The organism is Sphingobium fluminis, assembly GCF_037723805.1.
In the GTDB taxonomy this organism is placed as follows: Bacteria; Pseudomonadota; Alphaproteobacteria; order Sphingomonadales; family Sphingomonadaceae; genus Sphingobium.
In genome coordinates this window covers 69,462-80,879 of sequence record NZ_JBBJUK010000009.1, presented here as the reverse complement: position 1 = coordinate 80,879, position 11,418 = coordinate 69,462, and the positions used below count along the sequence as shown (strand labels likewise).

15 protein-coding genes are annotated in these 11,418 nt (G+C 60.5%); 10 read left to right on the top strand and 5 right to left on the bottom strand.

The window, feature by feature from the left end:
• Together WG907_RS17945 and WG907_RS17940 are read left to right on the top strand one after the other, a co-directional pair.
• Window positions 1-440: hypothetical protein (locus WG907_RS17945; protein ID WP_340234946.1), on the top strand; the 440-nt coding region annotated here is incomplete at its 5' end.
• Complete coding sequence (locus WG907_RS17940) at window positions 437-997, top strand: ATPase (RefSeq protein ID WP_124810881.1); 561 nt, start codon at window positions 437-439, stop codon at window positions 995-997. The genes WG907_RS17945 and WG907_RS17940, both read left to right, overlap by 4 nt.
• 210 nt (window positions 998-1,207) lie before the next feature.
• Here WG907_RS17940 and WG907_RS17935 read toward each other — a convergent pair whose 3' ends face one another.
• From WG907_RS17935 to WG907_RS17925, 3 genes are all read right to left on the bottom strand, one after another.
• Window positions 1,208-2,041 carry a helix-turn-helix domain-containing protein gene (locus tag WG907_RS17935; protein WP_124810882.1) on the bottom strand — a complete coding sequence of 278 codons (834 nt, stop codon included), beginning with the start codon at window positions 2,039-2,041 and terminating at the stop codon, window positions 1,208-1,210.
• Window positions 2,042-2,474: 433 nt separating this feature from the next.
• Window positions 2,475-3,338 carry a replication initiator protein A gene (locus WG907_RS17930; RefSeq protein WP_340234944.1) on the bottom strand — a complete coding sequence of 288 codons (864 nt, stop codon included), beginning with the start codon at window positions 3,336-3,338 and terminating at the stop codon, window positions 2,475-2,477.
• Window positions 3,339-3,426: 88 nt separating this feature from the next.
• Window positions 3,427-4,074 (bottom strand): recombinase family protein, encoded by a 648-nt coding sequence (locus WG907_RS17925; protein ID WP_223806797.1) that lies wholly within the window; start codon window positions 4,072-4,074, stop codon window positions 3,427-3,429.
• Between the two features lie 250 nt (window positions 4,075-4,324).
• Between WG907_RS17925 and WG907_RS17920 the strand changes: the two genes are divergently transcribed.
• The 6 genes from WG907_RS17920 to WG907_RS17895 all read left to right on the top strand — a co-directional run bounded on the left by WG907_RS17920 (window position 4,325) and on the right by WG907_RS17895 (window position 7,979).
• The gene (locus WG907_RS17920) at window positions 4,325-4,654 is read left to right on the top strand and encodes an ArsR/SmtB family transcription factor (RefSeq protein WP_124810884.1); all 330 of its coding nucleotides are present in this window, start codon (window positions 4,325-4,327) and stop codon (window positions 4,652-4,654) included.
• A gap of 10 nt (window positions 4,655-4,664) precedes the next feature.
• On the top strand, window positions 4,665-5,186 hold the full coding sequence (locus WG907_RS17915; RefSeq protein WP_124810896.1) for an arsenate reductase ArsC: 522 nt from the start codon (window positions 4,665-4,667) through the stop codon (window positions 5,184-5,186).
• Window positions 5,183-5,611: an arsenate reductase (glutaredoxin) gene (gene arsC / locus WG907_RS17910; protein WP_124810885.1), complete on the top strand. Its 429-nt coding sequence runs from the start codon at window positions 5,183-5,185 to the stop codon at window positions 5,609-5,611. Before WG907_RS17915 ends, arsC begins: the two co-directional genes overlap by 4 nt.
• Window positions 5,611-6,897, top strand: coding sequence for an arsenic transporter (locus tag WG907_RS17905; RefSeq protein WP_124810886.1), 1,287 nt, complete (start codon window positions 5,611-5,613; stop codon window positions 6,895-6,897). The genes arsC and WG907_RS17905 overlap by 1 nt, the downstream gene beginning before the upstream one ends.
• Window positions 6,897-7,640 carry an arsenical resistance protein ArsH gene (gene arsH / locus WG907_RS17900; protein ID WP_124810887.1) on the top strand — a complete coding sequence of 248 codons (744 nt, stop codon included), beginning with the start codon at window positions 6,897-6,899 and terminating at the stop codon, window positions 7,638-7,640. The genes WG907_RS17905 and arsH overlap by 1 nt, the downstream gene beginning before the upstream one ends.
• A gap of 72 nt (window positions 7,641-7,712) precedes the next feature.
• Window positions 7,713-7,979 (top strand): hypothetical protein, encoded by a 267-nt coding sequence (locus WG907_RS17895; RefSeq protein ID WP_148092171.1) that lies wholly within the window; start codon window positions 7,713-7,715, stop codon window positions 7,977-7,979.
• A 61-nt stretch (window positions 7,980-8,040) separates the two neighbouring features.
• On the opposite strand, the gene WG907_RS17890 is transcribed toward WG907_RS17895, so the two are convergent.
• Together WG907_RS17890 and WG907_RS17885 are read right to left on the bottom strand one after the other, a co-directional pair.
• Window positions 8,041-9,303 (bottom strand): Y-family DNA polymerase, encoded by a 1,263-nt coding sequence (locus tag WG907_RS17890; protein WP_340234935.1) that lies wholly within the window; start codon window positions 9,301-9,303, stop codon window positions 8,041-8,043.
• A gap of 7 nt (window positions 9,304-9,310) precedes the next feature.
• Window positions 9,311-9,748: a LexA family protein gene (locus WG907_RS17885; protein ID WP_124811549.1), complete on the bottom strand. Its 438-nt coding sequence runs from the start codon at window positions 9,746-9,748 to the stop codon at window positions 9,311-9,313.
• Window positions 9,749-9,904: 156 nt separating this feature from the next.
• Here WG907_RS17885 and WG907_RS17880 point away from each other — a divergent pair, with 156 nt between their 5' ends.
• On the top strand, window positions 9,905-10,282 hold the full coding sequence (locus WG907_RS17880) for an excalibur calcium-binding domain-containing protein (RefSeq protein WP_124811550.1): 378 nt from the start codon (window positions 9,905-9,907) through the stop codon (window positions 10,280-10,282).
• A gap of 361 nt (window positions 10,283-10,643) precedes the next feature.
• Window positions 10,644-11,366, top strand: a complete 723-nt coding sequence (locus WG907_RS17875) for a helix-turn-helix domain-containing protein (protein ID WP_124811551.1) — start codon at window positions 10,644-10,646, stop codon at window positions 11,364-11,366.
• The last annotated feature ends 52 nt before the right edge of the window (window positions 11,367-11,418 follow it).

The window sequence follows — 11,418 nt, the reverse complement described above, 5'->3', positions numbered from 1 at the left end:
TCGCGGCCACACCCCATCGCAAACAGGGATTTGCCGATCGGGCAATAGGAGCAACCTGTACCAGTCGCTCGAAAGAATCATGTCGTCCGCGGCCCGTTCATCGCGCGCGACAAAAGGGGAGAGGAGGGGCACCACCGCCCAGCGCCGGCAACGATCGTCCTCCCCGTGACGAAAGCGACGCAACGTGCTATATTGTCAGTATGGCAAGTCGACTGAAACGATCTGAATCCCCGGACGCCGATCTTTGGCCGATCCTCGAAGCTGCCGCACGATATGACGACGGCGCCGCGGCTCGGTCGCATTTGGATGCTGGCCGCCCGATCTATTATGGTGAGAAGGATACGCCTCCCGGCCTGGTCGTGAAGGAATATCCTGACGGCCGCCGCGAGCTGGTCCGTTTCGATCACATGGGCGAACATCGCGTCCGCGACGCCGCGTGAAACCGCAACTATGGGTGTTTGCCGGCCCCAACGGGGCCGGAAAGTCGACGCTTGTCGATCGCTACGTCGCGCATCGCCTGCCCGTGGTAAACCCGGACAACATTGCGAAGACCTTACCTGCTGAATTGCTAGACACCCAAAGGGTGATTCATGCCGGCCGATCGGCTGTCACCGCGCGCAGAACCCTACTTGCTGAAGGCACAAGCTTCGCGATCGAGACCACATTGACTGGTCGAAGTGAACTTGACCTGATGCGGGCGGCGTCAGCCGCCGGCTACAAGGTCAACCTTGTCTATATCGGCCTGGGCGACGTGAGCTTTTCAATTGGCCGTGTCCGCAGTCGTGTTGCCAGCGGCGGTCACGACGTACCGTTGCAGGATTTGTTACGCCGATTTTCGCGCAGCTTGGGAAATCTCCCGACCGCCATGCAACTGGCCGAGCGGATCTTGCTGTTCGACAACAGCAGCAGGCGGCTTCAGCTCATTTTCTCGCGGGAGAAGGGCAGGGTGAAATACCGCTCCTCTGCCATGCCGCAATGGGTCGAGGATATCCTTTAGATATCCCTCCGCAATCTCGCATCCGATGACGCATGTGATCGCCTTCAACGCTTGAATCGACTTCTCCGCCAGCTCAACACCAGCAATTTGAAGCTGCCCAACCCGCCTGCTCCTCCTGGGGAGCATCGCGTCGCGAAGCGGCGCGTCCGACGTTTCCGGAAGCGCTGTCGTTGAGATTGTGCGTTTTGGGTTCGTTTCATCCCTTCGCCGTCAGGCGTTAGAGCGTTGGCCGACTAGGCCAACTCCGTTTCTCCCTATTATATATGAATCCATTAGCGGTTGCGGATCAGTTTGAGACTCACGCTCCTGCGCATCGATGGCAGCACCGAGACGAGCAAGGATCTTGCCCAACGGACCGTCGACAACACTTTCAGCCAATTCACGGCATGTCAGTTTGGAGCGCATATACTCGATCTCTTCGAGCCGATCGGTTTCCCGCTGAAGTTCATCGTCGGGAAGTGGGGCAGGGCGCATCCAACGTGGAAGATAGTCCATGAGCGATTTCGGCAGCAATGGCCGGTAGGCATTGGAGGTCTGCTCGTAGCGAGGGCCGGGGCCTTCTGCCTCGATCCGCTTGAACCGGCGCTGGCGTACCAGGAAACCGATCCGCTCTAGTATCCGCAGAGCGCGTGCGACCGTAGCACGCCCTAGGCTGGTGGCCTCTGCAAGATAATCATAGCTCGGGAAGACTTTGCCGTTGTTCAGGCGCGAGAGGGTAAGGATTTCCTCGAACACCCTCACGCTCGCGCTGGTCAACGTCGTCAGCAGGGCCTCGGTAGGAGACAGAACGCGGCCATTAAGTCGGGCCTCACTGCGTAGCTGGCGTCCTGCTTCAACAAGGCGTCGCGCCATGCGAAGCAGCTTGTCCGTTTCTCCCTTGGCAGGGGCCACGAAAAAGACATGCTCGAACGTGCCGGCCTCAACGCTGTCGCGCAGGACACGCGCACCAGTGGGGTGCGGCGCGCCCGATCTAGCCTTGCGCGCTGGTTGTTTGCGTTTAGAAAATGCGCCCGCGAGCGCCTCGCTTAGGGTAAACGTCCCCATTCGTCCCTCCCTGGAGAGGGCCGTCACCGGACAAAAAGATAGCGTGGCGCGAAGCGCGCATCCTTGAACCGACGATCGGAATGGAGTAGGGAGAAGGGGTAGTTGACCCGGTTCGACGTTTGGCGACGTCGCTCCACTATTCCAACGGGATGCCCGGCCTTCGTGCCGGGCTTTCCTTTATGAGGTCACAGCCTCCCCTTTCTTCCAAGCTGATCGACAGGATCATCGACTGCGAGATTTTCGCAGTATTGTCATGGAAGCGGAAGGACTTACGGTTCGTGCTATCGGGTAGGAAACGCCGTAAAAGTTCGTGCTATCGGGTAGGAATGGCTACCCGGATTCGTGCTATCGAGTAGCATTCAAGGCCGGTAATTCGTGCTATCGAATAGGAAATGCGCGGCGACACGCCGAATCGGAAACGTCCGATTCTCTCTCAATTGGCGAGCTGCTTGAGGCGGCGAGAGATGATGACGCGACTATGTTTTGCGCGCCGTCCAGCTTTCGGAGCCGCTGGATCAGCTTCAGCCTCAGTTTCGACAAGTCGCAATTGATATTCTGGAATCGTGTCAGCCGCAGCAATTGCCCGCAAGGCACTACGAAAATTGGCTAATTGGTTCTGATAGCCAATTTGTAGTCGGAATGTCGCCAAATCTATTTCAAGATCTTCGCCATCAACACAGGTCGAGCGTGCAACCTCATATATCCGCCGCTCGATCGGCCCGAGCTGGAAATATGCCGTGGCATAGTTGAGTACCTGGCGATCGTGGAGGATGGCACGAAACAGCCAATCGCAGAGCCGAACCTTCACGGCCTTCAGTCGTCGCTCGCCTTTGGTGGTTTTCGCGTATTTAAGCTGCGCCTCCGAAAGCCAGGAGAAAAAGCCATCCACGCCTTCACCGCCGGCCTCGATATTCGTCTTGATCTGCGTACCCTGCAGGCGCTCCAAGGCGTCCGCCAGCCGCTCATAGGAGCGTGATGAATGGTTGCTCCCTGTCACGCTGAAAAGATCATGAGCGGTAAACACGAAGTCCTGCGACACATCCTCGCCGTCCTCCATTTTGGAGGCCATAAGGCTCGCAATATAAAGGACAATTTCCTTATCGTAGATCGTCGCGACGCCCTTTGTGCTGGGGCGGACCTCGATTGAGACGCTTGGCGTGCTGTAGGCCAGTGACTTCATCCAGGCATTCTTGCTCAGGGCGAAAAATGGAAATGCCATAAGGGATCGCTCGCCCCGAACCTCTCCGGTGAGGGGGCTATCCAACAGGAAGAGTTCGCCTTGGGGGGTGCGAGTCATTGCGGCTCCATCATACCTTATTGCCCTACGCCCTTGGGCTACTTGGATTTCTACCCGAAAGCACGAACGGGCCACGCAAAACCATCGGTTAGGCGCTCAGAGGGACCGTATCAGCCCCAAGTTCGTGCTTTCGAGTATGAATCATCTGATCGCCCTCAACCGTGCCTGCGATACGGCCCAACGTCCGATAGACGGTCGGCCGCGATATCGAAAATAGCTCGGCAAGGTCGCTGATCGAATAATCACCAGTGTCATGCATCCGGCGCAGCTCTCTTTGCTGCCGCTCGGACAGCTTGGGCTTCTTGCCACGGAGCTTGCCTTTCGAACGCGCGACAGCCATTCCCTCCCGCGTCCGCATCCTGATAAGGTCTGCTTCGAACTCCGCAAAGGTGGCCAGGATGTTGAAAAACAGCTTGCCCATCGGGTCGGAAGGGTCATGCACGCTGCTACCGAGTTGCAGCTTCACGCCACGCTCCGCCAAGCTGTCACCAATCGCTCGTGCGTCAGGGACAGAGCGGGCGAGGCGATCCAGCTTAGGAACGACGAGGGTGTCGCCGCTGCGCACAGCAGCCAACGCCTGATCGAGGCCAGGACGTGCCCTATTCGTCCCAGAAAACCCATGGTCGGTATACACCCGCTCCGGCGCGACGCCCAACCGCAGCAGCGCGTCGCGCTGCGCGGCGAGATCCTGCTTATCCGTCGAACAGCGAGCGTAGCCGATGAGGGTCTGGGTCATGGCTGCGATTTGTAACGTATAGGGGGCCTTCAATGCAAAACAAATCGGACCAGTCAAATGAGACGCACCGACACGCCGCTAGCCGACGTTTGAGAACACCGAGAATGGGTGTCCGTTGAACGATCCTCCAACGGACACCGATCCCGCTTGATACACTTCGGCTGCACAGCAACTAGCATGAGCCTCAATTATCATCGGAAATTTACGATCAATCGTTGACGTGGCGATTTACATCGGATAAAACCGATACATGGAAACCGACTCTTCTCTCGCGATATTGGCGGCCTTGGGGCACCCCACTCGTCTCGACGCCTTTCGTCTGCTCGTTCGACATGAACCTGACGGGCTATCGACGGGCCAGCTCGTAGAAGCGTCGGGGCTGACACAAAGCACGTTTTCAACACATCTCGCTGTGCTTGTGAAAGCCGGGCTGGTCCTGCCTGAGAAACGCGGGCGCCAACAAATCCAGCGCGCGAACATAAAGGCGCTGAAGGATCTCATGCTGTTTCTGGCGAAGGACTGCTGCCAGGGCCGCCCCGAGCTTTGCGAACCGCTGGTTGCCGAACTCATCTGCTGCTGAAGGATTTACCGTGACTGATAAGGTCTACAATGTGCTGTTCCTGTGTACCGGGAACAGCGCCCGATCGATCCTGGGCGAAGCCCTAATGAACAAGCTCGGCGAGGGGCGTTTCCGGGCCTACAGCGCCGGGAGCCAGCCCAAGGGCGATGTGCATCCCATGGCACTGTCCGTGCTGACCGGCCTCGGCTTTGACACTGCGGGGATGCGGTCGAAGAGTTGGGACGAATTTTCCGCGCCGGGCGCGCCGAAATTCGATTTCATCTTTACCGTATGCGACAACGCCGCCGGCGAAACTTGCCCGGTCTGGATAGGGCATCCGCTCACGGCGCATTGGGGCATCGAAGACCCGGCAGCCGTAGAGGGCGAAGGCCAGCGCGAGGCATTCCTACAGGCGCTGCGCTTCCTTCAGAACCGGATTTCGCTGTTTCTCGCCCTGCCGATCGCCAGTCTCGACGAAATGGCGATGCGCAGCAAACTCAAGGAAATTGGGCAGGCCGAAGGGGCCAGCGCCAAAGCGGGAGCCGTCAAGTGACCACCGACATCATCATCTATCACAATCCCGAATGCGGCACGTCGCGCAACGCGCTCGCCATGATCCGCAACGCGGGCACCGAACCGCATGTGATCGAATATCTCAAGACGCCACCCACACGCGCCTTGCTGGTCGAACTGATCGACCGCGCCGGCATCGCCCCGCGCGATCTCTTGCGCGAGAAGGGCACCCCCTATGCAGAGCTGGGCCTGAACGAAACGTCGCTGTCGGACGACGCGCTGGTGGACGCGATGATGGCGCATCCGATCCTCATCAACCGCCCCCTCGTTGTGTCACCGCTCGGTGTAAAACTCTGCCGTCCTTCCGAAGCGGTGCTTGATCTGCTGCCGACAGGCCAGCTCGGCGCATTCGCGAAAGAAGATGGCGAACAGGTCGTGGACGCCTCGGGCCTGCGTATCGCCTGATGCTGCCAGCAATTCTGATCTTCATCGCGACGATCGCGCTCGTCATCTGGCAACCCAAGGGCCTTGGCATTGGGTGGAGCGCCATGGTCGGGGCGGTCGTCGCGCTGCTCGCGGGCGTTGTATCGCTCTCCGACGTGCCCGTGGTCTGGGGCATTGTCTGGAACGCGACGGGCGCTTTCGTCGCGATCATCGTCATCAGCCTGCTGCTGGACGAAGCCGGGTTCTTCGAATGGGCGGCGCTCCATGTCGCGAGATGGGGCAAGGGCAATGGCCGCGTCCTGTTCGCCCTGGTCGTGCTGCTCGGCGCGGCGGTATCGTCCCTGTTCGCCAATGATGGCGCGGCCTTGATCCTGACCCCTATCGTTATCGCGATGCTGCGCGCGCTGGGTTATGGCGACAAGGCGACGCTGGCATTCGTGATGGCGGCGGGCTTCATCGCAGACACCGCCAGCCTGCCGCTTGTCGTCTCGAACCTCGTCAACATCGTGTCGGCCGACTTCTTCAAGCTCGGCTTCGGCGAATATGCGAGCGTCATGGTGCCGGTGAATCTGGCAGCAATCGCCGCCACGCTCGGCGCGCTGATGCTGTTCTTCCGTCGCGACATACCGGCAAACTATGATGTCGCCGCGCTGCGTGCGCCGCGCGCGGCGATCCGGGACGCCGCGACGTTCCGCGCAGGTTGGGTCGTCCTCCTGCTTCTTCTCGTCGGCTTCTTCTTGCTCGATCCGCTGGGCGTGCCGGTCAGCGCGGTTGCCGCTGCCGGCGCAATCCTACTGCTTGCAATCGCGGCGAGGGGGCATGTGATCGAAACCCGCAAGGTGCTGCGCGGCGCGCCGTGGCAGGTCGTCATCTTCTCGCTTGGCATGTATCTCGTGGTCTATGGTCTGCGAAATGCAGGACTGACCGACCACCTCGCCGCGCTGCTCGATCGCACCGCGCAAGGCGGGGTATGGGGTGCCGCGCTCGGGACCGGCGTGATCGCTGCCGTCCTGTCATCCGTCATGAACAACATGCCGACGGTACTGGTGGGCGCGCTGTCGATCGACGCCACGCACGCCACCGGGGCGGTGAAGGAAGCGATGATCTACGCCAATGTGATCGGCTGCGATCTTGGCCCCAAGATCACGCCCATTGGCTCGCTTGCCACCCTGCTGTGGCTTCATGTCCTGGGCCAGAAAAACATCAAGATCGGGTGGGGCTATTACTTCCGCGTGGGCGCGACGCTCACCGTTCCCATCCTGCTCATCACCCTTGCGGCGCTCGCGCTGCGTATTGGAATTGCCTGATGCCTATCCGCGACCTTCCCGATCCCGACACGCTGCCCGCGCTTGATCCGGCCTTTATCCACCACCGGGCAGCGGCAGGGCTGGGGGCGCTCGATCCCGCACCGCGCATTCTGCTGCTCTATGGCAGCCTGCGCGAACGGTCTTTCTCCCGTCTCGCGGTCGAGGAATCCGCGCGGCTTCTGCGCCTGTTCGGCGCGGAAACCCGCATTTTCGATCCATCTACACTGCCGCTGCCCGACCAGATAGCGGGTGACGATCATCCCGCCGTTCACGAACTTCGCGAACTGGCGCTGTGGTCCGAGGGCCAGGTGTGGTGCAGCCCGGAGCGACACGGTCAGATCACCGGCATTATGAAAGCGCAGATCGATCATCTGCCGCTGGAAATGAAGGGAATGCGCCCAACGCAGGGGCGCACGCTTGCGGTCATGCAGGTATCTGGCGGCTCGCAGTCGTTCAACGCCGTCAACACGCTTCGCCTGCTCGGCCGCTGGATGCGAATGTTCACCATTCCCAACCAATCATCCGTGGCGATGGCCTACAAGGAGTTTGACGAAGCAGGCCGTATGAAGCCGTCGAGCTATTATGACCGCATCGTCGACGTGATGGAGGAGCTGGTGCGCTTCACCGTCCTGATGCGCCCGCACGCGGTTCAGCTTGTCGATCGCTACTCCGAGCGCAAGCAGCTCGGGGTGCCGGTCGATCCCGCCACCGATCACTCCGCTATCGCGATCTCCGGCGGATAGTGGTCCACGGCGATGGGGGAGAGGCGAACATCGCGGCGAGAAGCCATCCAGATGCTCGCAATGGCCTTCGGAATGGCAGGCCTCCTCGTCCTGGCCTTCTGCCTCCCCTTCGCGGCGATGCTGCCTTTCATCATCGAGGCCCCTACGTCGCTCGATGAGTCTGGCGACCTCGCCATCGTCTCCGTCGAAATCGCCGCTCCCTTCGTGGCGGCCCTCACTATCGGTCTGGCCGCCCGATGTTTCATGAAGCCTGCTTTGTCCTGGGCCATCTACATGGCTGCGCCCGCCACGATCTGGATTGTCGGCATGGCTTGGGCGCTGGGGCGAAACTCAAGTTGACGCACAAGAAGAGCGCGCCCCAGATGAGGTCATGCCTAACGCATGTAGGCGCAGGTTGCTGTCAAAGCGCTACGGGTATCTCCGCCAATCGCGTGGTCCAAGCCGGGCTTTTCTGGCTGCGCTTGGTATCAAATTGCCGCGCACCGATGCCCTGCACCGCCAATCCGATAGTGTCTCGGCCGAAACGCGCGTTGATCCCGTCAAGGGCCGCCAGAAGCCCCGGCGCACGCGGGTCGGGGACGGCAAATAGATCGCCCTGCGATACACCGTCCGCGCACAAGTCCTCCAGCAAAACGCCGCATTTCGTATATGCTCGGCCATTCTCGAACATCGCCTCGGCCATGCGATTGGCAAAAGCGACAATGACGCGGGGATCGTTGGTCGCCGGCGACAGTCGCGCCGATCGCGATGCCGATGGAGAGTTGGCCTTGAACCGCGAGCCGTGTGCGAAGGCTATCATCCGGGTTGCGACGAGCTGCTGAGCGCGGATTTTCTCGGCCGCGCGCCAAGCACGGCGCGACAGCGCCTCACGCAGAGAAGATAGGTCGGTCACTGGCTCCCCGAAGGAACGGGTCACGGCGGTCCCCTTCAGGGCTTCCGGTTCGGGGTGAAAATCATCACACTCAATACCGTTCAGTTCGCGCACCAACCGTTCCAGCACGACGGTCCCGACATCGCGCGCCAAAGTTAGGGGGAGGGCGGCCAGGTCTGCGGTCGTGTGGACGCCCAGCGGTCTCAGCCGACCAGCCAACGCCTTGCCCACGCCCCAGACCTCGCCGACAGGCCATTCGCGAAACAGCCGATCGCGAAGGGCCTGGTCATGAAGATCGACCACGCCGCCCCAGATTTTCTCGGTCGCCTTGGCGAGAGCATTGGCCACCTTCGATAAGGTGCGCGTCGGCCCCAGGCCGACCCGTGTCGGCAATCCGACACAGCGCAGAATGGCGGAGCGAACCTGATGGGCGCCGCGAACATTCCCTAGCCCGTTGGCCAGCACCGGAAGCCGGAAGAAGCTCTCATCGATCGAATATACTTCGACCACATCGCTATGCTCGGCGATTACGGCATTGAAGCGCCGGTTCAGGTCGGCGTAGAGTTCGTAATTGCTGCTGCGAAGCTGGATGCCGTGCCGCTTGATTGTATCGCGGATTTTAAAGATCGGATCGCCCATCTTGATGTGCAGAGCCTTGGCTTCCTCGCTGCGCGAGATAGCGCATCCATCATTATTGGACAGGACGATGAGCGGCACGTTCCGCAGGCGCGGATCGAAAAGTCGTTCAGCGCTGACATAGAAATTCGACACGTCCACGATGGCCCAGCTCATGGCGGAGTCACCGTTGGTAATCCCGCACACTGGCCCGTACCACGCCCCATACCTCGACGGCATCATCCGCGACCGTCGCCGCGTAGGACATCCGAGAATTGCGCGCCTCCAGAAAGGGCACGCCCTGCCTGACGGCAAGCTGCCGGACAACGAAGCCCCCTTCGACAATGGCAATGACGATATGACCGTTGCTCGGCGTGACGTCCCGATCGACCACCACCACGTCATTATCGTGCAGCCCTGCGTCGACCATGCTCGACCCGCTGATGCGGAACACGAAGCTGGCGGCGCGATCAAGCCGCAGCAATTCTATCAGGCTGATAGCGTCATCTGCCCAATCCTGGGCGGGGCTTGGAAAGCCGGCTCCCGCCGCGCCGATGATCCGAAGCCGAAGCCCCGATGATACCGCCGCGATCGGGACCGGCTGCATCGGCGGCAGCAGCATGATGATTCCCTTCTCGGCGGAGGCTTATAGCGCCAATGAGAACGTAAAGGGAACATAATTGCGATGGATGGTGGCGATATCCAATAGGTGAGGGCGCGGATAGAGGAGGCCGTCAGGGCAACCAGCCTTTAACCGGGCATCGTTTACCGTGACACGATGTCTCGCCGGTCCTCCTTCGATCATGCCTCGCGCAACGGGCGTCGCCATACCAAGGCGCGCCGATCGGAACCGAAACCTATCTCGTTGGAAGCGAAGCTGCTGGGTGCGGCTGCTGTGCTGGGGGCCTTCGCTGGTTTGGGGTCGATCGCGGCCAGCCCCGGTGGAAGGCAACAAATAGTGTCGGCTGCACATTCCGTTGCCGTCAGCGCCGGCATTGCTCGCGCTCGCGCACCGCAAGCTGGCGATTACTGGCCTGGGTGCGATGCAGCTCGGGCGGCGGGCACCGCGCCAATCTATCGTGGCGAGCCAGGCTATCGATCTGGTATGGACGGAGATGATGACGGGATCGCCTGCGAACCCTATCATGGCAACTGACATCGGCGTCGGGACTGAGTTTCAGTTCACGAAGCGGCCTTTATGAACTGAAACGGTTCTTCCTAAAGCCTCGAATATTGCTTGAAAATCGCCGGAAACCCGCCATTTATTGACCCAATCAGTAGGGAACGGCGCAAAACTGTCTCTAGATAACAATGCGGTGAGATGCTTTTTTTTGCAGCGTCGACCGATTTTGGTCCTGAGTTGGAGTTTTCGCTGTGTCTTCCATTTCCGATTTGCTCGCCCTTTTGCCCACCATCCCACTCGCGCATGTGATCGCCCTTCTGAGTGTCGGGATTCTCGCACTCGCGTTTTTCACGGTTCACGCCGTTCTCACACTCGCCAAGGGACGGGATAAGTAATGGCTCCGCCTTGGGCAGGCCCCAAAATGCAACCATGGGCAAAGTTGCCCACGGCCTGGATCATCACCGATGAGTTGAAAGCCTTCCGTTGGAAGGATCGGCGGGGCGGACATGAGACCGCTGCGCTGATGGTGCTGGCCATTATCGCCCATCACGCCGAAACCGACACCGGCATCGCCAAACTGTCCTATATCGAGCTGGCGGCGAAGGCAGGCATCAGCAAGGCGTCGGTATCGGCCGCGCTGACCATCTTGGAAGAGCGGGGGCTAATTACGCGCGGCTCGGAAGGGAAGGGAACGTTGGGGATCGCCAACTATAACCCGACCGCTGGTTGGACGAAGTTTCCCGCCCGCGGCCTGTATAGCGGTGGCGTCGTGGCGGCATTTCAGCACTTCACGCTGCGCAACAAGAATGAGCTGTTCGCGATGAAGCTCTATTTCCTGTTCGCAGCGTTCCGGGACAATGACAGCAATTATGCCAGCATCAGCTACGATAAGATCGTGGAGAGGACCGGCATTGCGCGGGAAAGCGTGCGGGCGGGGATTTCCCTGCTGGCTGCCAATGGTCTTATCCATGTCGATAGTGCCCCGGCATGGCCTGGCGGGTCGGGCGCGGGCACCGCGCACCCCGTCCATAATCGCTACCGGCTGACCCATCTCGACAGCTATCGGCACCCCGGCACTTCTGGGCGCAGTGATGATTCTTCGGCAGCCGCAGGCTGACAGGCGCCGCGCGACCTTGGGAGCGCGGCGCCAGCGCCGCGATCAGCGGCGC